Consider the following 23850-nt stretch of genomic DNA (forward strand, 5'->3'; position numbering starts at 1 on the left):
CAGCCCTAATCGCAGCCGGTAGGCCTACTTTTGAGTAGTCAAACAACTTAAAAATGGTGTCGATGAAAACGGCTTTTTATGTAACGGATTGCTCAGCTAGTTCAGCGCACCTTCTGCGTAATTGGTTAGCTGCTCAGGCAGATGAATCGATCCGCCTGACCATTGTTTACCCTTATGACATTGAGGAGGGCCAGCCACTTACGCAAAACACGCTGCGCCCCGCTAAAGAAGAGGCTCAGACACTATTGAAAAACTGGTCGACAGAACTGGCCTGGACGGGTACGCTGCTTCCCGAAACCGTGCTGGCAAGTCAGGAACTGGCGCTGACCATTTATTTATTAATACGTTCATACTCCTTCTGGCTGGTGGACGATTCGACATGCATTGCCCAATTTTCTGATATACTGACGAAAACCAGTACCCAACCCTGTTGGCTGTCTGCGCTTGACGTCGCCCACCGTAACCTCGAAATGGCCGTTTGCTAAGACAGGCTTAGTCAAACGATCTCGGCACCGCCAGCTGCCAGCTTATGCTCAAACGAGCGGGCTGGCGGTGCTGTTTACTGCCGGGCCGAAACGATACCGGCTTTATTTTTGAGCGACCACTCTGCTTTGCACATACTGTGGTATCCGCAAAAAGCCATACAGTCGGCAACTAAGGTCGAATACACCCCGCCCGAATTTAGCAATGAACTTATAAAGCGGAGGCCATCGGTGAATCAACGCTTTTGCTGAGACTACACTGAAACCAGCCTGGTGAAATAAATTTCCCAAACACATGGGACTCCAGGTGTAGAGGTGGTGGTCTGGATTTTTTGGATTAAATGCATTTGAAGCTCCTTCAGACGGAACGATGAACACAATCAGTCCGCCGGGCCGAAGCTTGTCTTTGAGTAACGTAATCTCATCTAAAGGACGGGATGTATGCTCCAGAGCATGACTGGAAATAATTACATCAGCCCAATTATCGGCAATATCATGGGCCGAGCTAACTGTTTGTATACCGTTATGCGTAGCCACCAGACGAGCCTGGTCATTAATCTCGATGCCCATTTTTTCGCCACAGGTTAGCTGTTTAAGCAGATACCCTCCTCCGCAACCAAAGTCGATCACCTTATCAGACGGTTTAATATAGGGCTGGAAAAAAGGACCGTTTGCCCAACCGCCAAACACGCCCATTTCGCGTTGATAGTCGAAGTATGTTCGATCGTACAACGTAGCCGCTGATACTGTGTTACTCATGGTAGTATTGTATGTTTAATTTAATAGAATAATTAAGTATCAAAGTTGAGAATTTTGTTACAAATAATGTAACTTTTATGGCAAAATTAGTGCCAATGTCCCTAGGTCGGTATATGATATACGTTTACGCTTAAAAGCAGGCCAGACAGGTATAAACAAAGGTCGTTTTGTGATAAGCGTGAGTGAAACTTGGATTGATGCCTGGAAGTGTATCAGGACCACGTCTATACAGCAAAGCCGGTTGAGTCCACCCCAACCGGCTTTGCTATGTATTAATAAGTAGCTGAACAGACTCAACGCTTTATTCTATTACCCGCATAATCAACACAGGGCGTGACGTATGATTCAGCACATCTTCGGCCACGCTGCCCGATACTAAATGGCGAAGTCCTTTATAGCCGTGCGTGAACAGGACAATCAGGTCAGCGTTTACCTCATTGGCGTAGTCGATAATGCCATCCGGTACATTTCTGGCTGGGTGTATCACAAATTTAAAGTCCGTTATTCCCTTTGTTGCGGCAAAGTCATTAACCCATTCGCGCACACCATCGGTATCCCGATTATCGGTAGGAGTCATTACGTAAACGAACTGATGCAAGCCATTTTCGCCCAGTTGGAATGGGTAGTGATGCAACGCTTTCAGATGATTATCTACATCTATGCCACAAACAATATTCTCAGGTTTGAAGTGAGCAATTGGTTCTTTTACTACCAAAACCGGGCAATGGGCATGCCTGACAATGGTCTCGGCGTTCGATCCGAGTAGAAACTCTTCCAGGCCCGATGCACCTTCAGAAGACATAACAATCAAATCGGCAGGGCGTTCTGTTACATTGTGAACCAGCCCCATACCGTTGGTGATCAGCGTTGGAATGATGGTAACACCACTATATTTTTTATCCTCGGCTATTCGCTTCAGGGCAACTTCTGCTTCTTTTTCTACCTCCTGATATTCTGCCAGCATGTAGTCATTGGTGATCAGGATGGCTTCTGAATAGACAGGCACAGGATTGGGATAAACAACGTTATGCAGCAATACGATAGATGCCTGATAGAGCCGGGCAATATCCACCGCTACAGACAAGGCTGCATCAGTATCAGGACTTAAATCTGTTGGAACAATGATCGTTTTCATAGAAGGGAGTTGCTTTGGTTTGTAGCGCAAATCAACTCACAGGAAGTATCCTAAACACTGATGCCGGGTTCGGAACTTGCTGATTTTCATCATGTAAGACTTTTTCTGTGGCAACCAGGTCAAGGTGGTGAAAAGATTTTTATATGAGTAAAATCAGGTAGCAGGCTGATTTGGATTTGGGTGCCGCTGCTGGCTTGATAGTAGCTTTGACCTACACAAAAACCACGTCGACCATGCTACGTGACCTATCGCCGGAAGTGACAGATTATATACTGAGTAATCAGTTTTTTGGTCGCATAGGTTGTGCGGCCAACGGGCAGGTACTGGTGCTGCCGGTGACCTACCTGTACGATGGGCAAGCCATTTACGGGCAAACGCGGGAGGGTGCTAAAACCCAACTGCTGCGGCAAAACCCGGCGGTATGTTTTGAAGTGGATGAGCTGTGTAGTCCTACCTGTTGGCGTAGTGTTGTTGTGCAGGGACTATATGAGGAGTTGGACGGCGACGACCGACTCTATGCCGAACAGCGGCTGGGGCCGGGGCGAATCGCTCCTTATGAAGCAGCCTTAGCCGACGATGCCGGTTCGGAACATCGAAAACCGCTTGTGGTATACCGGATTCGTATTCTGAGTAAAACCGGGCGTTCAGAGATGAAAGGTGATACTAATTGTCTGGTTTCCAGTCCGAATCAATTTGGGCAATCTCCAGCGATCTAACCATATACAATGTAGTACATAGTCAATCTCACCATTTATTAAAGAGGGGGTGCCGAAACCCACGATGCAGCTGCGTTGTGGGTTTCTTAATGCTTTATATTCAGACAGAAACGCAACCCACGGGTAATTATCAGGGGTCATTGACGGCGAGCCAGTAATCTGGATGAATAATCAAGTCCACACCTGACCCCTGTCATTTACAGTGCGTTACAAACTGACTACATTTAGTAAGACAAATTTTTAATGACCTGGAACGACTTAACGACCATGAAAAAGATTCTCCTGCTCATTGATTTCTGTGTATTGGCTCCGGTGTCTTACTAACTCATTTAAGCTTCCAAAACCATGTATAAAATTCTTTTATTGACCGATTTTTCGGCGGCCTCACGCCATGCGCTGTCGTTTGCTCAAACTCTTTTTGCCGATACTGCCACTGATTTCTCTTTAACGAATGCATTTCCTTTCGAGCCGGAAATGAGCTACGGCGGTGCTTTCTGGCTTGAAGAAGAGCAGCAGGAAACAAGAAAGAGCCTGCATCATTTAAAGGAAACGATGACGCAGCAACCAATATCCAGTTTGCATACTTATCGAACATCGATTATACTGGGTGAGCCTGTTCAGGCTGTAGAGCGCTTACTGGAGCAGGAACATTTCGATTTAATCGTGCTTGGAACCACCGGCGCAGGCCGGAGCTCTCTGTTTGGCAGCGTAGCAACAGGAATGATCCGGCAGGTAACGACCAACGTACTGGTCGTACCAGCATCGGTGTCTATTGGGCCTATCGAACAGATTGTATTGGCTACTGATTACCGGTCTGTCAACCATGCCGAGTCATTGGTCATGCTGAAAGAGGTCGCCTGCCGTAAGGCGGCAATGGTAACCCTGCTAACCATTAAGAATGCTGAAGAACCGGTGGTGGTACCTACAGAAATCAGCCGTCAGTCTGTTTTTAATGCGTTGGCGAACGTGCAAACGGAATCATTCGAGATGCATGACGACGATGTGCTGCACGGCATCAATACCTTCCTGGATACGCATACTGTAGACATGCTGGTGATGCTGCCGCACCATACGGGTCTTTTCGATGTGCTTCGGAACAAGAGTGTCAGCCGTGCTGTGGCTTATCATCCCCGTGTTCCGCTACTGACGCTGTATGACGCGAAAAACAAGGTCAAAGGCGTATCTGAGCCAGTAAACACTTATCCGGTTGTCTCTGGTTTGTAAATAGCCTTGGGCTCCGTTAACGGTCGCTACAGACTTATTTCCTGCTGCTTACTTCGGGTAAGATTCTCAAATATATTACCAGGAAAAAAAAGCTTTCAACAGATGTATTAAAAGGACTTATTCACCTTTTGCTCAGCTTATTCACTCAATCGTTCATTCCAATGAAAACCATCGTTCTTGCTACCGATTTTTCTGCCAATGCCAAACAGGCCGCTCATTTTGCGGCTCAACTGACTCGCGATCAAAAAGCCAGATTAATTTTAGTTCATGCGTTCCATGTCTGGCCCGACAATCCGGCCAAAACCGGCGATTTTTCTCTTTCCGTACAAGCTACAAAAGAGAGTAGCGAAAAGGCCTTGAAGCACCTGACTGACGAACTTCGGAAAGAGGTTGGCGCTGATGTTTCCATTGAGTACATCGCACGGGAAGGCCATACAATGAATGCTATTCGGGCTATAACAACCGAAAAAAACGCCGATCTGCTCATTATGTCGACGGTGGGTACAGCACCTAAAAGTGCGCAGTTGATGGGTAGTATAGCTACCGAAATGGTCGAAGAAACCGATGTACCACTGTTGTTGATTCCACCGGGTGTTGGCTATGCCGGTATAAAAAATATCGTGCTGGGCGTTGACCTGGCTACGCCACCCAATGCCCTCGCTTTAGAAACGGCGTTACTGTTTGCCAAGTCCTTTGGTAGTGTGATTAACGTGCTGTGTATTAGCGAACATCCCGAAAACCCTGAATTGAAAGAACGGGGGGAGTATATACGGCGGTTATTGATTCCTCAGCCGCATACACTGAGCATTGTAGCTGGCCATGAGGTGTATACTACGTTGCTTGACTTCTCTGTTGAGAATAAAGCCGACTTGATCATGATGTTGCCTCAGTCGCGGAGCTGGCTCTGGAAATTATTTGCCGAAGGAGAAACCCAACATGTTGCCCGACTAACAGACCTCCCGCTGCTGGCTATTGTCTGATTTTTTATAATTCTTGTGATAATAAAGCTATGAAACAGGTCATAACAACCCGTTTCATAGCTTTATTTGTTCGGTTGCCAACCCTCACTCCTTTCTTGAAAGCACTATTGAAACGCTTGTTTCGCCGAATTTACACCCACAAAATGGCTCGGTAAAACCAGTTTTAGTCTACATTTTTTAAACAAAAAGACTGCCTAAATTAACCTGCTCAGCATATAGACTTAAACGGTCAGCACAACGGGTATTATCCATAAAAGCAGTCACCTGAAAGGGCTCCCAATGGGCTCCCTTGCCTCTATTGATTGGCCATTGATAATGAATTTCGAGAAAATGATCATTCCAGTAATACAGTTTGACCTGAAGATCATTGTTTTGACGCTGAGCAATGAAGCGTCCTTTCAAGGGTATCACGATCACTTGCTCAGAAAGCGTTAACTGTTCAAACCGCTGCACGTTCATCTTTAGAGTGTTGTATAAGTAAAATCATATAGTAGCTTTTATTGGGAAATATGACGTTTTGAGACTTTGTTCTGTTGGGACTCGTTTGGGAATTACATAGAACTAATAGGCTTGTTTGTAAAATGTTTGACTGCTTCAAATACATAAGTAGTTTTCTACTTACGGAATACGTAAACTCCTTCTTACTCAGCATTCCTAACTAATTCATGTAAACTAACCAATGGCAGTAAATAAGCTCAAGTAGTCACTCAAATTTATAAACTATTTGTTTCCAAAACGTTTATCTGTATTCAAACTTATTTACATATTTATTATTTGGTGTATATTGTCGAATGCCTTATATAATGTTTTGTACTGCTGGTAGCTTATTGGCGTCTATAGCAAGTAGAATTTAGACATTTATAAACAGAAGGTATGCTGGGAGGTCGTACTAATCAACTGTATTCGATTTGTTAATTAAAATAACATACGAAAAATACAGTAGAGCGAATAATGCTGAAATTGAAATATGAGATAGGTGTAAGTGTTGGCGAAATTGCTGCAATCAACAAGATCAAATCAAGCGCCGTGAAGATGATACTTAAACGAAGCTGTTAAAAACTGCATCGGCTATGTACTCAGGTTTAACTATACAGAGAGGTACGTACTATAGTATTATAAGCAGGTAGTGTTACTTATTTTTCCGAAGTTATAGACTTCGATGAAGACTTTTTGTGAGCCTGTTCAAACTTCTCATCTCCTTAAAATGACGATTTAGGCAATTAATTCAGGCATTCAATCCCTTTTTATTTTTGCTATAAACCGGCAAATGCAAATTTGCTCTCACTAGTACAATGAGCAGGGACGTTAGGCCGCCGATTGTACGTAATGGCTGCGTTTGCTCGTTTCAAAAGCTATAAATCTGAATAACCATGAACTCACCAACTTATTGGCTGGCCGGTTGCGCTATTATGTCACCTGGCTTGGTGGCACCGTCGCCCGCTCAGGCCGAGGGGCTATACATTGCTCAGGCCGACCATGTAATGGGTACCTCCTTCGATCTGAAAATAGTAGCCAGTTCATATCCGGCCGCGGTACGGGCCGAAACCTTGGTGCGAGCTGAAATTGAACGGCTGTCGCAGGTGTTGAGCAGCTATCAACCCGATAGTGAGTTTAATAGCTGGCTGGCGACCACGAATAAAGCCGTTGCGGTATCGGATGATCTGTTTGCGGTGCTGGCCGGGTTTGAGAAATGGGGCCAGCAAACCGGAGGGGCTATCAATGCAGCCGCCGAAGGTATTAATCAGCTTTGGCAAAAAGCCGCTGGATCGGGCTCTGTTCCTTCAGAAACGGACCGGTTGCAGGCTGTAGCCGATGCCCGGCAACAACATTGGCAACTTGACATAGAAAACCATACAGCTGATCATCAGACAACGACCCCCTTACGCTTAAATACCTTCACCAAAAGTTATATTCTGGATCGGGCGGCCAATGCTGCACTGGCATTACCTGAGGTAAGTGCCGTTGTTCTCAACAGCGGGGGTGATCTGGTAGTGCGTGGTAACTGGACCGAAACTGTTGCGGTTGCTAACCCCCGCGCCGATGCAGAAAATAGTCAGGCTATTGCTCGTCTGGCTGTGCAAAATCGCGCTGTGGCCACCAGTGGCGATTACCGGCGGGGTGTACAAATTGGTACGGACTGGTATTCGCATATCGTCAATCCATTAACGGGTTTTCCGGCTAATGAAGTTAGCAGTGCCACGGTCATTCACCCCGATGCTGTAACGGCTGGGGCACTGGCAACGGCTTTCAACATACTGTCGCCCGTTCAAAGTGAGCAGTTGGCAGCTACAATACCGGATGCGGATTACCTGATTATGACTCAGACCGGCCAATCCATTACCAGCCCCGGCTGGGCAGACCTGCTGGCTCCTTCACCTTCGCTTACCAGCAACAGTTCCCTTAGTGAAACCGCCCGATTATTGTCCGTAACTCCGCTGAAAGATAAACTATGGAAGGCCGATCAGGAGTTGCTGATCAACTTTGAACTGAGCCAGATGGAAGGGCGGTATCACCGGCCATTTGTAGCCGTTTGGGTGGAAGATGAGAACCACCAGCCTGTTCGGAATCTGGCTCTCTGGTATAACAAACCACGCTGGTTACCTGAACTGAGAGCGTTTTACGCCCTGCCCAGGAGCAATGACGTTAATGTGGGGTCTGTCACCAGTGCAACCCGTTCGCCGGGAGCCTACACGCTTCAATGGGATGGTAAGGATAACGCCGGACAGTACGTAAAGCAGGGTAAATACACTGTCTGCATTGAAGCCGCCCGCGAACACGGAACGTACCAGCTCATGCGTCAGGAGATGGACTTTAATGGAAAAACCAAACAACAAACATTGAACGGTAATGTCGAAATCGCAAGCGCAGCCCTGGACTATCGCCAGAAATCCGATGCCCGCTGATCCTGCCCAGCCGCTATCCACTAAGAAAAAAGCAGCCGCCAAGCCCCGTTTGGCGGCTGCCGCTCGCTGGCTGCATATTTACCTGTCTATGGTAAGTTTTGCCATTATTCTATTTTTTGCTGTCACAGGCTTGACACTTAATCACGTTGACTGGTTTGATGACCAAAGCAGCACCACCGAATTTAAAGGAAAAGTGAGCCCGGCCTTTGTTAACCAAACCGATACCGCCAAGATTAATAAGCTGGCTGTTGTTGAGTTTCTTCGTAATACGCATGGTATCAAAGGCGCCATGGATGACTTTCGGATTGATGAACGCCAGTGCTCGATTTCGTTTCGGGGGCCGGGTTATGCTGCTGATGCCTTCGTTGACCGCTCGACCGGAGCCTACCAACTTACCGAAACGCGGATGGGCCTGGTGGCTGTCATGAACGATCTGCATAAAGGTCGCGATACGGGTAATAGCTGGTCGCTGGTGATTGACATTGCGGCTATTTTCATGACACTTGTGTCGGCAACGGGGCTGGTGCTGATTCTATTCCTTAAAAAGAAACGCTTTAGTGGACTGGTATGGGCTGGTATTGGGGCACTGGTTTGTTACCTGATCTATTATTTCTGGGTGGCCTGAGGGTGTTGATGATCCTATCAATAGGTTCATATAAAAACAATGGAACGCGGATGGTACGGATCTAACGGATCAATACGGATTTTATCCGCCTGAATCTGTTAAATCCGCACCATCCGCGTTCCATTGTTTATTTTGTCTTGTTAGACCGATACCGAATCAGTCTGTGCGGCTACCGTTTGCGGAAGCGAATAGAGCTTTTCATAATAGTCTGTTGCCATCCGGTCCGAATCAAAATAGGGTACAACATCGCGCATGCTGCTTTTGATCATGCGCATCCATTGGTCCGGCTGCTCGTAATACATGGGTAAAATGACCGTTTCCAGCAATGTGAACAGGTTATCGGCGTCGAAGGCATCCTGTTCGTGGGCTGGCCAGTTCAGATCAGCTTCGGACAACACAAAACTGTTGACTCCATTCTGCCCAAATTCGGGGACCCAACCATCATTGGTCGAGCAATTGACAGCCCCATTCATGGCTGCTGTCATGCCGCTGGTGCCCGAGGCTTCACGAGTAAGCCGGGGCGTATTTAGCCAGAGATCGGCACCCTGTTTCAGTAGTCTGGAAAGGTGCATTTCATAACCAACCATCACCGAGCAATTCACATAGCGTTTGGCAGTATAAACCAGTCGGTCGAAGATGCCGATACTGGCATAATCGAACGGGTACGGTTTACCTGCCCAGATCAATTGCACCGGGTATTTAGGGTTGGTCATCAGCCGGTCGAATCGTTCCGGGTCTGACAGAAGCAGTTCTGCTCGTTTATAGCCCGCAAACCGACGGGCCCAAACCATCGTGAATACGTTAGGATTGTAGAGGTCGCCGGTCTGGTCGGCCACCTCATAAAACAAACTTTGTTTCCTGGTTTTCTTATGAGCCGCCAGACGCACATCGTCATTACTAACCAGGGCTGCGTCCAGAACAGGGTCGCCCCAGAAAGCCCGTTTCTGGGCGTTGGTGATATAAATGATCGGACAGATATCAGGATACCCCTGCCACATCTGATTACTTACGTCTCCGTGTCTTTTTGAAACCGCATTGGCCAGACCCGAGAGTCGCAAGGCACCCAGTGCCCAATTAAAAAGGTCATCCTGAACACCCGTAATGTGTCTGACCTCCTCTAACGGTACATAGTCGAAAAAGCCCATCCGGTCCAGCAGTCGAATGTCGGTTCGGGGATTTCCAGCTTCTTCGGGCGTATGCGTTGTAAAAACCAGATGCTCTCGAACGGCTTCTACACGCCCCAATTTGTGGTATAAATAAAATGCCAACGGCAGAGGGTGGCTCTCGTTCATGTGGTACACGTCGGGCACAATCTGGAGTTGTTCCAGCAGTTTGGCACCCCCAATACCCAATAAAATACTCGACGCAATCCGAGTTTCGGGATTCGCATCGTAGAGTTTATGGCAGATGGTTTGGGCCAGGTAATCGTTTTCGGGTAGATCGGTCGATAGAAAATAGGTGGGAGTTGTATTGAACACCGTCGGTGGCAGGAAATAGGCCGTTACCCAAACAGGAGCATGGTTAACCTGAATCTGAAATTTCAGATTGGTGGGTTCGAGAAAGCTGTACTGTTTCTCCATGAACAGACAATCCATCGTTTGATCGGCTTTCCGCACCTGATCATAATAGCCGTATTTCCACAGAATACCCACGGCCACAACGGGCTGCTTCAAGGCGTAAGCACTTCGCATGTGCGAACCAGCGAGAAATCCCAGACCGCCCGAATACGTTTTGAGGGGCTGGGCAAAAGCAAATTCCATCGAAAAGTAAGCGACCCGGCGCAGTGACAGGGTTGGTGTGCTGGTTGAGTCAGACGTCATAAAGACAGGTTGTAATTCGTACTGTATAGTTGTGGCCCCGAAGGTCTGCGATTCGCCGATCTGCCAATCTGAGTATCGTCAGGCAACGGGTTGATAATTATTGGTCTGACTGACAACGAGCAACTTAGTCGCTGAGGCTTGTCATACTTTTCCAATTCATAAACCAGCAGCTTTACATGCCGCTTCGAAGTCCCGGCACCATTGGCCCTGGTGGAGTTCCTTATGAGTAACACGCCTTTACCCCAAAAGTTAACCTCCCTGCCCTATCAACTCCTTGTGTTGAATAGCGGCTCGTCGAGTTTAAAGTTTGCGCTCTATGTGATAGGCGATCGGGAAGAGTTATGGCTGTCGGGTAAACTAACCCGCATTGGCCTTACCGATGGGCATTTTACAAGAACTGTTGGTGCGCACCAGACGCAGATGATTCACTGCAATTTGCCTGATCATACAACGGCTTTAACCGTACTTTTCGACTGGCTTCATGAGCAACCCGATCTTCGGCTGAATGCCGTAGGGCATCGACTGGTACATGGTGGGTCTTTGTATAAAACTCCCCAGCCGGTAACACCCAGACTGATAGCCGATCTGCGTCTGCTTATTCCATTCGCGCCTGATCACCTGCCCGCCGAAATCGGGCTCATCGAGGCTATTGGGGGGCTATATCCTGATTTGCTTCAGGTGGCCTGTTTCGATACCGCCTTTCACCAGACGATGCCTGAAGTAGCCAAACGGTTGCCGATTCCCCGCCATCTGGCCGATGAGGGCGTTGCGCGGTACGGGTTTCATGGATTATCCTACGAATATGTGATGAGTCAACTGGCAGAGAAAGCCGGATGGGCAACGGCAAATGGGCGCCTGTTGCTGGCTCACCTCGGCAACGGAGCCAGTATGACGGCCGTTCGGCAGGGCGAAAGTATCGACACAACGATGGGATTTACGCCTGCTGGCGGCCTGATGATGGGTACCCGCTCAGGTGATCTTGACCCCGGTGTACTACTGTATTTATTGGCACATGGTTATGCTGATGCCGCTGCATTGAGTCATTTACTGAATGATGAATCGGGTTTAACGGGGGTATCGGACATAAGTTCAGATATGGAGGAGCTGCTCGAACAGGTACCCCATAGCCCACATGCCGCCGAAGCCATCGACCTGTTTTGCTATCTGGCTCGAAAGCAGTTGGGTGGCCTGATTATGGTGCTTAATGGGCTTGATACACTGGTTTTTACGGGGGGCATTGGTGAAAATTCGCCCGCTATCCGGGCCGCCATCTGCAAAAATCTTGATTTTTTTGGTATCGTGATCGACCCGCAGCGGAACGAAGCAAATGCCGAAATTATCTCGCCGGAAGGTCATAAGCCTGAGGTCAGGGTCATCCCAACGAATGAAGAACGCATGATTGCCTGCCACACACGGCAGGTGTTAATGGCAACGACGCAACCTGTGTCTGAGCCTATGGTAACCAATTAACTCAATTTCCTCAAAGCCATGAATCAAGTTATCACTCCATCAACAGTCCCTACAAGCGAACGGCTGGCGCAACTGCACCGCTACTGGCAGGCTACGAACTACCTTGGAGCCGCTCAGCTCTACCTGCGCTATAATGTGTTACTTGACCGCCCCCTGCTGGCGTCCGATATTAAGCCCCGATTGCTCGGTCACTGGGGTACACAGCCGGGGCTGAACCTGGTGTATGCTCACCTGAACCGACTTATTCAGGATACGGATGCCAATGTGCTGATGGTTGTGGGGCCGGGTCATGGCGCACCGGCTATTCTGGCCAACCTGTTTCTGGAAGGGACGCTGGGCGAATTTGATGCGCATTATAAACCGGGCTTAGTAGGGCTGAGCAACCTGATTCGCCAGTTTTCATGGCCTTATGGATTGCCCAGCCATCTGGTTCCCGGTACGCCCGGCCAGATTCAGGAAGGGGGCGAGTTAGGGTACAGTCTCTCGCACGCGTTTGGGGCTGCTCTCGACAATCCCGATCTGCTGGTGGCCTGCATCGTGGGCGACGGCGAGGCCGAAACAGGCCCGCTGGCCGCTGCCTGGCATTCCAACAAATACCTGAATCCAGCTACCTCAGGGGCTGTGCTGCCTATACTGCACGTAAACGGCTATAAATTATCGGCCCCGACAATTTACGGGCGAATGAGCAATGATGAACTGACGAATCTCTTTACGGGCTTTGGCTATCAGGTGCGCTTTGTTGGCGGCAGCGACCCCATGCAGGTACACAAGGCAATGTGGCAGGCAATGAACTGGGCACATGAGGAAATTCAGACCATTCAGCAACAGGCTCGTATGGGCATGCTGAACGGTGTGCCTGCCTGGCCAATGTTGATTTTACAAACACCCAAAGGCTGGACCTGTCCGTTAACGGTTGATGGTCAGCCGATAGAAAACACCTTTCACGCTCACCAACTGCCCGTTGCCGACCCTGCCGGAAAGCCGTCTCAACTGAAAACCCTGGAAACTTGGCTGCGTAGTTACCGTCCGCAGGATTTGTTCGACGAAAAAGGGTTGCCATTTGTCGATGTGGTCAGCATTTGCCCGCCAGACGATAAACGGATCGGGATGAATCCCCATGCCAACGGTGGGGCACTTTTAAGGCCGCTCGAACTCCCGAACATTGCCGATTATGCCGTTACTATCCCATCGCCGGGTACTGTATCGGTGGAAGGAACGCACACACTGGCGATTTACCTGCGCGATGTGTTCCGCCTGAACGATCACGCACAAAATTTCCGGGTAGTCTGCCCCGACGAAACGACATCGAACCGTATGTCGCCCATGTTTGAGGCTACCCAACGGGCCTGGATGGGACCAATGATCGAGACCGACGAGTTTCTGGCACCTGATGGGCGGATTATGGAAATCCTGAGCGAACATACCTGCGAAGGCTGGCTGGAAGGCTACTTGCTCACGGGGCGGCATGGCTTGTTCGGATGTTACGAAGCGTTTATCCCGCTTGTGGACTCGATGCTGAATCAATATGCCAAATGGTTGAAAGTAAGTAAGGAAACGCCCTGGCGTAAACCCCTGGCGTCGCTCAATTACCTGCTTACCTCACACGTATGGCGGCAGGATCATAACGGGTATACTCATCAGGTGCCTAGTTTTATCAACTCGGTGGTTGCCAAAAAAAGCTCTGTTGCCCGCGTTTACCTGCCGCCCGATGCCAACTGCCTGCTGTCTGTAATGGATCACTGCTTGCGCAGCCGTGATTATGTCAATCTACTTGTGGCCTCAAAAGCGAGTCAGGCGCAGTGGCTGACTATCGACGAGGCACAGGCGCATTGCCGCCGGGGGATGTCGGCCTGGAGTTGGGCGGGTAATGAAATCAACCACCAGCCCGATGTAGTGCTGGCCTGTGCGGGCGACGTGCCCACCAATGAGATCATTGCGGCAGCGGCCATTCTTCGCGAGCACCTGCCCGACCTGAGCGTGCGCGTGGTGAACGTAATGGATTTACTAACCATCATGTCGCCGGAGGACCACCCGCATGGTTTCCCGGAAGCTGCTTTTGTTCAACTCTTTACCCCCGGCAAGCCGGTTATCTTCGCGTTTCATGGCTACCCGATGCTGATTCATGAGTTGTTGCATCACCGCACGAATCCATTGCGTTTTCACGTGCGGGGCTACATGGAAGAAGGCCGTACGACAACACCTTTCGATATGCTGGTGCTCAACAACATGAGCCGGTACCAACTGGTGCTATCAGCTCTGGACCGTGTTGAAAAACGAGCTGGTAGTGGAGATTTGAGGATGTGGTGTCAGAATAAGCTTACAGAGCATGCTGCCTATATCCGCCGATGCGGTCAGGATATGCCGGAGGTGATGAGTTGACGGTTCGTGTCGTGCAGGTAAATGCCAAGGGGGAGATTATCAGGCTGTTAGTTGAAACCAATCAGTTCAGTCACTGACGTCCATCATTGTTGTACCGTTCAGCCATCTGTAGCTTTGTCTATACGATCAGCTCTAAACGGGCTGGTTGCCCATAACTACCTACTCCTCTAGAACCATGACGTTTGAACCTGCCTCCCAACTATTGGCCTTTGTGTTGCCAATGTCTTTTCAAAAAGGTGACCTGACGTTTAGCCGGTCGGCCAGTACTCCCGAAGCCATTCGAATACCGGTTAAGCGGGACGAAAAACCACGGCATGTGATCTCGACGGCACAACTTGCCAAAGGTGTATGGAACGTATGTTTGAACTGGTCCGATGGGCGTCAGCAATACTATGACGAGCAACAAATCAGCATTGGCTGAACTAAGGTAAAACGTATCTCTCCAACGGAATTATGAACGCGTTCTTCTCATCCTATCTGACTCTGATCCTGTATGCTGTGTCAAATATCGCAGCCATTCTGTTGCTGATTGCCTGTTACAAAAGACCCCTGATTGCTCGCTTTTGTTTCGCCCTTTTGTTTGCCTGGGCGAGTTGGTTCAATGCCACAACGGCGCTGGCAACACCCTGGGTTTATACCGATTTTGCCGACTATGCTGTGCTGGATGTTTACAGATGGTTTATCCTTGGACCGTTCGGGAAAGTAGCTACCCCGCTTATTCTGACTATTGCGGCTGGTCAGCTGTTTATTTCGGTTTCTATGCCATCAACGGGGCGCCTGTTCAAGATGGGCTGTGTGGCTGGCATTCTGTTTTCGATTGGTATTTTGCCGCTGGGTATAGGTGCCGCTTTTCCGGCTATGGTATTCATAGCGATGGGTTTCTATCAACTTTGGCGTCACCCCGCCGACCGTCAACTCTTGAAGCGACCTGTTATCCAATCTTCTGGCAGACGATTACAACCGCACTAATTTAAATGAATTGAATGTGGGTAAAACGGTCACTATGTGGCCGTGTGAGTGTAAATCTGTAATGTCCGGTTTTAGCTGGTATGGTGTCGGGTCGAAGGACTCGACATTATATCAACCACCTTTCTATGATGTCGGGTTTTGGAACGCCAGCCCGGCTAGACCTGACATTACGTCGAGGCTTGCGCTTGTAAGCCCTATTTCGGTCCCATTCGAATGGCTCCATCCAGGCGGATCACTTCGCCATTGAGCATCGGGTTTTCGATTATACTTTTCGCCAGCAACGCATATTCGGAGGGGCGGCCAAGCCGCGAAGGAAAAGGAACTTGCTGCCCTAATGAGATTCGGGCTTCTTCGGGCAGGCTGGCCAGTAAGGGAGTTTCGAAAAGGCCGGGCGCAATGGTCATGACCCGGATACCGGAACGAGCCAGATCGCGGGCAATGGGTAGCGTCATGCCCACAATACCGCCTTTGGAGGCTGAGTAAGCGGCTTGTCCCATCTGACCGTCGTAGGCTGCTACCGAAGCCGTATTGATAATGATGCCCCGTTCGCCCTCCCCGTTGGGGGCATTCTGTTCCATAGCCAAAGCCGCCAGCCGGATTACGTTGAAGGTGCCGATAAGGTTAACCGAAATAACGCGCTGAAAAGCAGCCAGCGAATGCGCTCCATACACACCGTCTACTTTGCCAAGTGTCTTTCTTGCTTCGGCTACACCCGCGCAGTTGACAGTAATGTGCAACCCTCCAAAGGTGTTAAGGGCCAGATTGATAGCGGCCTGAACCTCGGTTTCGTCAGTTACATTGGTTTTCTGGAATCGGACGGTGGTGCCCAGTTCTTCGGCCAGTGCGTTGCCGCGCTCGTCGTTCATATCCAGAATAACCACATTGGCACCATTGGCCGCCAGTAGTCGGGTGGTGGCCTCGCCCAGTCCCGAAGCGCCCCCGGTAACAATGGCTGTAGAGTTCGTGAGTTGCATGTGGTTTTTGTTACAAAATGGCCATCAATTCTTTCCAGTGACGAATATCGTAGGTAGGTGGATCAGTCACTACCTCTCCCTGCGGATTGTAAAACACCGTGTCCAGACCAACGCCTTTTGCGCCCATAATATCGGCTTCGTAATTATCGCCTATCATTAAGCTTTCGCTTGCCGTGGTGCCACTGAGTTCCATGGCGTATTGAAATACCACCGGATCGGGCTTTTTGGCGTTGGCGTTCTCGCTTGTAACGACGTGCGTAAAATAGTGCGCAATCTCGGAACGGTTCATTTTTACCGCCTGAATTTCGGCAAAACCGTTTGTGATGATGTGCATCGTATAGCGTCCGCTGAGGTAATCCAGCAACTCTTTGGCCGACTCCAGTAAATGGGGTTTATTAGGCAACAGACGCAGATACTCGGCATTCAGGTCGGCATGAACAGCTGACTCATCGACACCCAGCGCCCGAAATACCATAGGGAACCGGTGCTTCCGAATGTAGGTGTGCTCAATCAGATTCTTGTCGTAATCAGCCCAGAGCTGCCGGTTAATGGCGATGAAATGGCGGCTAAATTCGGCCGACGAGGCAATACCCAAATCGGCCAGCCGGAACGTGTCGAACAGTTCCGCAATACACTCGGCCGAATTACGGTCAAAGTCCCAAAGTGTATGGTCGAGGTCGAAAAAAAGGTGCTTATACATGAAGTAAGATTCTGGCACGGGTTAATACCCGCGCCATAAACCTAATTACCGTTAAAAATCCAGCTTAAGCCGTTCTACAGGCTGGTCATTCACCAGATGACTATCCACAATCTCGGCCACGTCGGCGAGTTGCACATTGCCGTAGTAAGTTCCTTCGGGATATACGACCAGCGTTGGGCCAAATGCGCAGGCATCCAGGCAACCTGTTTTCTGCGCCCGCATTTCTTTTAATAGACCGCGTTCGGCAAGGGCCGCTTTGAAGGCATCGACCAGTTCGTTGCCATGAGCTTCGCCACAGGACTTCTTAGGGGCGGCTTTTTGATTGGTACAAATAAAAACGTGCTTTTTGTATTTCATAAACTTGTTTGAATCGCTACTCAAAGGTAACAAGAACACCCGCAATGATTGTTTATTTGCCTCTATTGATTGCAAGGGGAGTTAACATACCGAAAAAAAAATATACAAAACCAATTTATAAACATTCTGTTAGGGTGTAGATGTATATGCTACCAGTTGGCTGATCGGTTGCCATATAGCACTCTGCTCTAAGTAATGTATTGTCCTAATTCATGAGTCAACCAGTAGATATACGTCAGGATTCCGATTTGCCTGATGAATGGAATGCCCAGAGCAGACTTGATTTTTCGACTCTCTATGATCGCTATGCGCCTGTGTTATTGGGCGTTATTACCCGAATCGTTACAGATAAAACAGAGGCTGTTAGTCTGTTGGAGCAGACGTTTATACAGGTGCGTTCGGAGCTAGTCCAGTTTCAATCCGAGAAAAAACCGCTTTTTATCTGGCTGTTGGGCATTGCGCGCTGTACGGCTCTAGAGGCTGTTGGTCAACGGAAACAAATTCAGATGCCGGTTTTACAACTAAAGTCGACTGGGCAGGTTGTGGCGTTGCCAACCTCTGCCGTTACCCACCAAACTGGTTTCTGCATTGATTCAACCGATGCCAACTTGAAAGAATTACTTGACTCGGTGCTTTTCAAAAACTGTACGCCCGAAGAAGCCGCTGCTACTATTGGTGTACCCGTTGACACGGCCCGTCAGCAATTACGGCTGGCTATACAGAAACTGCGCTAACCTTTTCTTTTTCATTAATCAGCACCACCAACGACCTTATGAAGGCTACTCCAGGCCAGGTCCAATTTCTGTTCAATGGCATGCCAGCTAGCTTCTGTTGCACCGCCAGGTGGGCGACCGGCTTCGTCGCACAGGCGCATGGCGTCAGCTCGTAATCGGGCATAGGCGGTAAACTGCACGATTGGCTGATTATATAAAGCAGCCGATGTTTTCTCCAGGGCAGTAGCCAGATCATTATACGAATACCGATCTCGCTGACGATGAATAATCCACCAGTCTAATTCCAGGGCCGCTACTTTTTTGACATCGAAACGCTCTACCGTCAGTTTCTGAATCGCTTCGTAATACGTTATCAGGCTGGGTAATGCCCGCTGGTAATCGGCTTGGGATTGCCCTTCTTTGAAAGCGAAGGCTGCTTTGGTTGCCAGAAAGGCCAGACCAAACGACCGCCAGAAAGGAGCATGAAACTGCTGCCGTAATCCACCGGCCAACTGCCAAAATAACAATGCCGGATTTTTATCATAATACGACCGCCACATGGCTGTTTCAAGTCTGGCGACTTCTTTGGCGTCGAACTGCCGGATACTGTGTCGACTTGGTACCAGGAGATCAATAGTAATCCAGAGCAGCAGGGCAACCAGGGTAGTACGCCAGAACCACCAGCCTGGTAAGGTCCGATAAGAGGGAGTTGATTTGAGTGAGGGATCTGCCACAAGCAATAAATCAATCAGGTAGTGGTTAATAAGTCATTCAGTAGTGGCAGTTCATCGCACGAATGAATGACTTATTAACCATTAACCACTACTTGTGTTATTACGATTTTTTTGTCGCCGACTTTGCTGAGGCTACTGCTGCCTTTTTCTTCGACGTAGTTATTGGTTTGGCATCCGGGTGTTGCTGCGTCATGGTGACGGGGTCCCAATGCACCACTTTCTGTTCAAAAAAGCTTTCGTTACAGGCAAGCACAGGAGCAGCTGCCCGGAAACCGAATACGGGGTCTTCTACCGTTCCCTGACTTCCTTTGCGAACATTGTCGAAAAAGTCGGCGAAGTGGTTCATATGCGGATCGTCGTTTTTGGGCGCTTCGAATTTTACTTCTTTTACCGGTTCCGACTTGCGGGTTTCGGGTGGGTAGCGCTCATCATATTTCTTGGCGAACTCCTGTTGAACGGGTTCTGTGAACGTAAAGTAACTGTCGTAGCCACCATAGCCGGGAGCCAGCGGAAGTTTCTTTTTGGTCATAATGAGGTTGTTCTCCGAAAATTCGATCTGCCCTTCATTGCCAATGATGCGCGTTACGTCGTTGATCTTGCCCGCATTGGCGAAGTTAACACGCAGCACCATCTGGAACGCTTCGTGCTGCTCCGTTTTAGGATAGTCCATGATGCAGGCCATGATATCAGGAACATCGCGGCCATCTTTCCAATAGGCCAGATTACCCGACGAATAAATACGGGTTGGCCCCATTGTGTTGGTTACGAAGTGGACACCCGTAATGAGGTGAATGAATAAATCACCAGCCACACCTGTGCCATAATCTTTGTAATTTCTCCACCGGAAAAACCGTTTTTCGTCGAATGGACGCTTGGGGGCGTCACCCAGAAAACGATCCCAGTCGAGGGTTTGGGTTGAGGCATCGGGCGGAATGGAGTACTGCCACGCGCCAATGGCGTTGAATCGGTCGTTGTTGGATTCGATGTAGTTTATCTGGCCAATTTCGCCCGCATCAACCAGTCTTTTGGCCTCTTTGAAGGCTGCGCTGCTGATGCGCTGACTGCCCACCTGCATGGTTTTGCCCGATTTTTTCCAAGCGTCAATGACAGCCTTTCCTTCGTTCAGGTGCTGCACCATTGGCTTTTCGCAGTAAACGTGCTTACCGGCTTTTAGCGCGGCAATGGTAATGTGGTCGTGCCAGTGATCCGGCGTTACAACAAGAACGGCGTCGATATCGGGACGAGCCAGAATTTCGCGGTAATCGCGGGTTGCAAACAGGGTTTTGTCTTTGCCATAGGCCGTTTTAGCGTGTTCGAGCCGACCATTGTACAAATCGGCCACGCCCACCAATTCTACATCGGGGTTACGCAGGGCGGCTTGCGTATCGAAATTGCCCTGAATACCCATACCAATGGTGGCAATGCGAATCTTGTCGTTCGGGCTGATTTTCATCAGATTCGGAATATAAGCCGGGGCACCAAAAGGCTTGGCAATGGCCTCTGTGGCGGCCAATGCCGAAGCCGCCGACAAGCTCTTTATGAAGGTTCGTCTGTTGGATTGCATAGAGATACGTGTTTAGCTGATAAAGCCTGTTTTACCCCTGATTTACCCACTTATCAATGGGTATCCCCAACTGGATAAACTAGCAAAAACGGCCTGCGCTCACGCGCAGGCCGTTGGGAGGAAGGTGTGTATGGTATGATGTAGAAAAGGAAAGCAACTCAAAAGTTCACTTTGTATAAAACTGCACGGCTACCCATTGGCGGTCGGTTGGTATCTGGTGCGTAGCCTGCCAGACAAACATAGCCTGGTCCAGAGCGGTGTTTAGCTGGCGCCTGGTTTGCCGACGGGCAATGTTCAGACAACGGTTAATGGTTTCCTGATAAATCAACTTTTTATCATTCGTGTAAAACCGAACGACGCAGGAATCTCCTTTGGGCGGTGTTTCAACTACCCAAAAACCGTCACGGGCAACAGGCGATTCGTGTTTTGTTTGCGCCTGTGAAGCGAGTGGAGCCGCATAACACAAAAGAGCCGCAAGGCCCAACTGAAATAAAAATAAGCGTTTCATCGGATTACTTGTTGGTGTGTACGCCTTAGTCGAAAACGTACCGGCAAATAGAAACAGGGTGGGTGATAATTATTTTTTACCCACGAATCATGCAACTTTACGTATTAAGATTCCTCTTTCACCAACTACTTATAAACCCTCTTTCCAATGAAAATCAACGCTTTATTCGCAGCCTTACTATTGGTTGTTATCACATGTCGGGCGGCTAACGCGCAAAGCGCTACAGCATCGGGCGATTCGCTAACGACCATTGCCGGTAAATGGGCCGGCACGTTTGACGGAGCATCCTCCGGGAAGTTTGAGTTGGTTATCAATCAGGACAGCAACCGGAAGCTGAGCGGGCAGGTTATCATGCTGGCCGATGATGGCAACCGCTATCCCGCCGATCTGAAAACGGTCGCCTGGGAGAATGGGAAGCTGAGTGCCAGCTATGTTGATGGTGATGGGGCAGAGGTGAAGTTTAGCGGAAACTACGCTAAACCAGCCTTGAAAGGAACCTGGAAATCGGAAGATGGACAGGCGTCCGGCACCTGGCAGGCAAGTCGGTGAAGAGTTGCATTTTATCAATTGTGATGATTGTTAACTGTCATCACAATTGATAAAATGAATAACATATCACAAATCCGGGATTTCGTTGATCCGCACTTTTAGGATGGGGCGCTCGCCGTTGGGAACAATGGCAATAAATGAATTACTTACCGTTTCGCCATTCCGCAAAATATGGCCCGCCTGAATATTGGTCGTGGTGGTCACGTCTTTTCCTTCCGAATTCTTGATTCGTTGCTGGTAGGGCACGGTGAATGGTCGGGCCATAACCTTGCCACTTTTTGACGTTAGCCGTTTACCATTCGCATTCAGGCAATCAAAAATAGCCAGTTGATTCTGGTCTTCCTGACCAAACAAGGTCTGCTTCGGGAAAAAGATTTTCGTGCAGTTACTCTTGTTCGTGGCGTAAATGGCCAATTCGTAGCGCATGAATGTCTCACCACTAATGTCCATACTGCGTTCGTTTCGTATCTCAATCCCATAGTCGATACCGTTCAGTTGAGCCGGTTTACCCGGTTCTATGTCAAAAGCCTGCTGACCAAAAAGAGGAGAATATACGGCTGCCAGAAAAAAGAAACAGGTTAAACGTCGATGCATAGCCGATGATTGGTAGGTTTAATAAGCAAAAATACACATTATGTTTAGTTTCATAAACTATTCGCTTACAGGACCTTACTCAACAAATGCGGGCGTTCTCTGGCTACTTTCAGGATCAATTCGCCAAAGAGCGTGTTGGCCCAGGCAAACCATTTACGGGTGAATTTGGCGGGGTCGTCCTGATTAAAAGATTCGTGCATAAAACCCGTTCCGGCGTGGGTATTCTTCAATAAATGAAGTTGTGCCAGAATCTCCTGATCGTTGGTAGACGTGAGCGCACGCATGGTCAAACTCATGGTCCAGATGCTGTTGACTAACGTATGCGGGCTACCGACACCCTCGGCGGCTTTGCCTTTGAAAAAATACGGATTGTCGGGGCTGAGTACGAACCGGCGGGTATTCTTATAGATCGGGTCGCTGGCGGGTAAGGCACCTAAATAGGGGAGAGCCAGCAAATTGGGTACATTGGCGTCGTCCTGAAGCAGGTGATTGCCATAGCCGTCCACTTCCAGCGCGTAGATTTTGCCATATGTCGGGTGTGTATAAATTGCGTATTGTTTCAGCGCCCGTTCCACTTCGTCGGCAAGGGCGCGGCAGCCGGTGGAGAGGGTTGGCGTAGGGCGAATCTGCTCAACCATCGTTGCCAACTGCCGTAGCGATACCACTGCAAACCAGTTTGAGGGCACATAAAAGGGAAACACGGTCGCATCGTCGGATGGGCGAAATGTGCTGTTGATCAGGCCAATGGGCCGTGTTGGGTTGCCGTACCCATCGCCCGGCACCGTATCTGTCGACCACGATGTACTGCGACTAAAATGGTATGGCCCCCGGCTGGATTTGCGCTGTTGCTCACGGCAGGTTTTCAAAACGAGTTGCATGGCCTGTAGCCAGTCAGCGTCGAAGGGACTGGTATCGCCGGTAATTTTCCAATAGTGATAGGCCAGACGGATGGGGTAACAGAGCGAATCAAGCTCCCATTTGCGTTCGTGAAGACCGGGTTTCATGTCGGTCGCGTCTTTTTTCCACTCACCCTCTTTGGTCGCATCGGCATAAAACGCGTTCGCATAGGGGTCCCGACGAATGCAGATACTCTGTCGCCGAATGACGCCCGCAATAAGTTGCCGCAACGGTTGATCCTGTTTAATAAGGGGCAAATAAGGCCAAACCTGCGCCGTACTGTCGCGCAGCCACATAGCGTCGATATCGCCGGTAATGACAAACGTATCGGGTTGGCCGTTTGTGTTGAGGAGCTGAACGGTTGTATCGAGCGTATTGGGGAAGCAGTTCTCAAAAAGCCAAGCTAATTCCGGGTCTTTAATGGTTTTATGCATCTGCTCGATGGTCTGCTCCACCGCCGAACTGGTGAAGTTTCGTTTGGTAGCTGCCGTCCGAACAACTGGAAATGTGGCTGTGGGCGCGGCCCAAATTGATTGCCCAAGTAGTAAGCTAGCACTCGCTCCGGCTGACTGTTGGATAAACTGACGTCGTTTCATGCGTAAGTATAGTGAAGAATGGAGAATGAGGGGTGAAAAAATAAGAAAATGATGAATGGGTTTGTGGTTAATTAACGGACCACCTTCAATCGGCATTACCACCCCCAACCCCCTCCTAAAACAGGAGGGGGCTCTAAAAAGGCTACCCTTCGGCATAGCCCCCTCCTGTTTTAGGAGGGGGTTGGGGGTGGTAATGCCGGTT

24 protein-coding genes are annotated in these 23850 nt (G+C 49.3%); 12 read left to right on the top strand and 12 right to left on the bottom strand.

Annotated features, from left to right (window positions below):
* Positions 1-62 precede the first annotated feature (62 nt).
* Positions 63-485 carry a hypothetical protein gene (locus CWM47_RS21955; RefSeq protein ID WP_100990338.1) on the top strand — a complete coding sequence of 141 codons (423 nt, stop codon included), beginning with the start codon at positions 63-65 and terminating at the stop codon, positions 483-485.
* Between the two features lie 102 nt (positions 486-587).
* Here the strand turns inward: CWM47_RS21955 and CWM47_RS21960 are convergent, their stop codons facing one another.
* Entirely contained in the window at positions 588-1241 is a 654-nt protein-coding gene (locus tag CWM47_RS21960; RefSeq protein WP_100990339.1) for a class I SAM-dependent methyltransferase, read from the bottom strand.
* 301 nt (positions 1242-1542) lie between these two features.
* Complete coding sequence (locus CWM47_RS21965) at positions 1543-2376, bottom strand: universal stress protein (protein ID WP_100990340.1); 834 nt, start codon at positions 2374-2376, stop codon at positions 1543-1545.
* A 233-nt stretch (positions 2377-2609) separates the two neighbouring features.
* On the opposite strand from CWM47_RS21965, the gene CWM47_RS21970 reads away from it, so the two are divergent.
* The 3 genes from CWM47_RS21970 to CWM47_RS21980 all read left to right on the top strand — a co-directional run bounded on the left by CWM47_RS21970 (position 2610) and on the right by CWM47_RS21980 (position 5296).
* Entirely contained in the window at positions 2610-3092 is a 483-nt protein-coding gene (locus tag CWM47_RS21970) for a pyridoxamine 5'-phosphate oxidase family protein (RefSeq protein ID WP_100993985.1), read from the top strand.
* Positions 3093-3437: 345 nt separating this feature from the next.
* Entirely contained in the window at positions 3438-4316 is an 879-nt protein-coding gene (locus tag CWM47_RS21975) for a universal stress protein (RefSeq protein ID WP_100990341.1), read from the top strand.
* Between the two features lie 161 nt (positions 4317-4477).
* Positions 4478-5296 (top strand): universal stress protein, encoded by an 819-nt coding sequence (locus CWM47_RS21980; RefSeq protein WP_100990342.1) that lies wholly within the window; start codon positions 4478-4480, stop codon positions 5294-5296.
* A gap of 177 nt (positions 5297-5473) precedes the next feature.
* On the opposite strand, the gene CWM47_RS21985 is transcribed toward CWM47_RS21980, so the two are convergent.
* The gene (locus CWM47_RS21985) at positions 5474-5755 is read right to left on the bottom strand and encodes a hypothetical protein (RefSeq protein WP_100990343.1); all 282 of its coding nucleotides are present in this window, start codon (positions 5753-5755) and stop codon (positions 5474-5476) included.
* A gap of 911 nt (positions 5756-6666) precedes the next feature.
* Here CWM47_RS21985 and CWM47_RS21990 point away from each other — a divergent pair.
* Both CWM47_RS21990 and CWM47_RS21995 read left to right on the top strand, forming a co-directional pair.
* A complete protein-coding gene (locus tag CWM47_RS21990) occupies positions 6667-8199 on the top strand; it encodes a DUF2271 domain-containing protein (RefSeq protein ID WP_100990344.1) in 1533 nt (510 codons plus the stop codon).
* On the top strand, positions 8144-8824 hold the full coding sequence (locus CWM47_RS21995) for a PepSY-associated TM helix domain-containing protein (protein WP_100990345.1): 681 nt from the start codon (positions 8144-8146) through the stop codon (positions 8822-8824). The genes CWM47_RS21990 and CWM47_RS21995 overlap by 56 nt, the downstream gene beginning before the upstream one ends.
* Before the next feature lie 140 nt (positions 8825-8964).
* On the opposite strand, the gene glgP is transcribed toward CWM47_RS21995, so the two are convergent.
* A complete protein-coding gene (gene glgP / locus CWM47_RS22000; protein WP_100990346.1) occupies positions 8965-10644 on the bottom strand; it encodes an alpha-glucan family phosphorylase in 1680 nt (559 codons plus the stop codon).
* Positions 10645-10866: 222 nt separating this feature from the next.
* Here glgP and CWM47_RS22005 point away from each other — a divergent pair, with 222 nt between their 5' ends.
* The 4 genes from CWM47_RS22005 (at position 10867) to CWM47_RS22020 (ending at position 15462) form a co-directional block, all read left to right on the top strand.
* Positions 10867-12114: an acetate/propionate family kinase gene (locus CWM47_RS22005; RefSeq protein ID WP_240625389.1), complete on the top strand. Its 1248-nt coding sequence runs from the start codon at positions 10867-10869 to the stop codon at positions 12112-12114.
* An 18-nt stretch (positions 12115-12132) separates the two neighbouring features.
* Complete coding sequence (locus tag CWM47_RS22010) at positions 12133-14493, top strand: phosphoketolase family protein (RefSeq protein ID WP_100990347.1); 2361 nt, start codon at positions 12133-12135, stop codon at positions 14491-14493.
* 175 nt (positions 14494-14668) lie between these two features.
* Positions 14669-14914 carry a hypothetical protein gene (locus CWM47_RS22015; protein WP_100990348.1) on the top strand — a complete coding sequence of 82 codons (246 nt, stop codon included), beginning with the start codon at positions 14669-14671 and terminating at the stop codon, positions 14912-14914.
* A gap of 32 nt (positions 14915-14946) precedes the next feature.
* Positions 14947-15462, top strand: coding sequence for a hypothetical protein (locus tag CWM47_RS22020; protein WP_100990349.1), 516 nt, complete (start codon positions 14947-14949; stop codon positions 15460-15462).
* Between the two features lie 194 nt (positions 15463-15656).
* Here the strand turns inward: CWM47_RS22020 and CWM47_RS22025 are convergent, their stop codons facing one another.
* From CWM47_RS22025 to CWM47_RS22035, 3 genes are read right to left on the bottom strand one after another with little or no spacing between them, the layout of a single operon-like run.
* Positions 15657-16436: a 3-hydroxyacyl-CoA dehydrogenase gene (locus CWM47_RS22025; protein ID WP_100990350.1), complete on the bottom strand. Its 780-nt coding sequence runs from the start codon at positions 16434-16436 to the stop codon at positions 15657-15659.
* Between the two features lie 10 nt (positions 16437-16446).
* Positions 16447-17136: a YjjG family noncanonical pyrimidine nucleotidase gene (locus tag CWM47_RS22030; RefSeq protein WP_100990351.1), complete on the bottom strand. Its 690-nt coding sequence runs from the start codon at positions 17134-17136 to the stop codon at positions 16447-16449.
* Positions 17137-17187: 51 nt separating this feature from the next.
* Positions 17188-17493: a (2Fe-2S) ferredoxin domain-containing protein gene (locus CWM47_RS22035; RefSeq protein ID WP_100993987.1), complete on the bottom strand. Its 306-nt coding sequence runs from the start codon at positions 17491-17493 to the stop codon at positions 17188-17190.
* A gap of 212 nt (positions 17494-17705) precedes the next feature.
* On the opposite strand from CWM47_RS22035, the gene CWM47_RS22040 reads away from it, so the two are divergent.
* Entirely contained in the window at positions 17706-18227 is a 522-nt protein-coding gene (locus tag CWM47_RS22040; protein WP_100990352.1) for an RNA polymerase sigma factor, read from the top strand.
* A 14-nt stretch (positions 18228-18241) separates the two neighbouring features.
* Here CWM47_RS22040 and CWM47_RS22045 read toward each other — a convergent pair whose 3' ends face one another.
* The 3 genes from CWM47_RS22045 to CWM47_RS22055 form a co-directional block, all read right to left on the bottom strand.
* Positions 18242-18940 carry a hypothetical protein gene (locus tag CWM47_RS22045; protein WP_100993988.1) on the bottom strand — a complete coding sequence of 233 codons (699 nt, stop codon included), beginning with the start codon at positions 18938-18940 and terminating at the stop codon, positions 18242-18244.
* 100 nt (positions 18941-19040) lie between these two features.
* Positions 19041-20504: a Gfo/Idh/MocA family protein gene (locus tag CWM47_RS22050; RefSeq protein ID WP_100990353.1), complete on the bottom strand. Its 1464-nt coding sequence runs from the start codon at positions 20502-20504 to the stop codon at positions 19041-19043.
* Positions 20505-20670: 166 nt separating this feature from the next.
* Positions 20671-21012, bottom strand: a complete 342-nt coding sequence (locus CWM47_RS22055) for a hypothetical protein (RefSeq protein WP_100990354.1) — start codon at positions 21010-21012, stop codon at positions 20671-20673.
* A gap of 147 nt (positions 21013-21159) precedes the next feature.
* Here CWM47_RS22055 and CWM47_RS22060 point away from each other — a divergent pair, with 147 nt between their 5' ends.
* Positions 21160-21561, top strand: a complete 402-nt coding sequence (locus CWM47_RS22060; RefSeq protein WP_100990355.1) for a hypothetical protein — start codon at positions 21160-21162, stop codon at positions 21559-21561.
* Positions 21562-21627: 66 nt separating this feature from the next.
* Here CWM47_RS22060 and CWM47_RS22065 read toward each other — a convergent pair whose 3' ends face one another.
* Together CWM47_RS22065 and CWM47_RS22070 are read right to left on the bottom strand one after the other, a co-directional pair.
* A complete protein-coding gene (locus tag CWM47_RS22065; RefSeq protein ID WP_100990356.1) occupies positions 21628-22155 on the bottom strand; it encodes an ABC transporter permease in 528 nt (175 codons plus the stop codon).
* A gap of 65 nt (positions 22156-22220) precedes the next feature.
* Complete coding sequence (locus CWM47_RS22070; RefSeq protein WP_100990357.1) at positions 22221-23648, bottom strand: glycoside hydrolase family 125 protein; 1428 nt, start codon at positions 23646-23648, stop codon at positions 22221-22223.
* Between the last annotated feature and the right edge of the window lie 202 nt (positions 23649-23850).

This window comes from Spirosoma pollinicola (assembly GCF_002831565.1).
Lineage (GTDB): Bacteria > Bacteroidota > Bacteroidia > Cytophagales > Spirosomataceae > Spirosoma > Spirosoma pollinicola.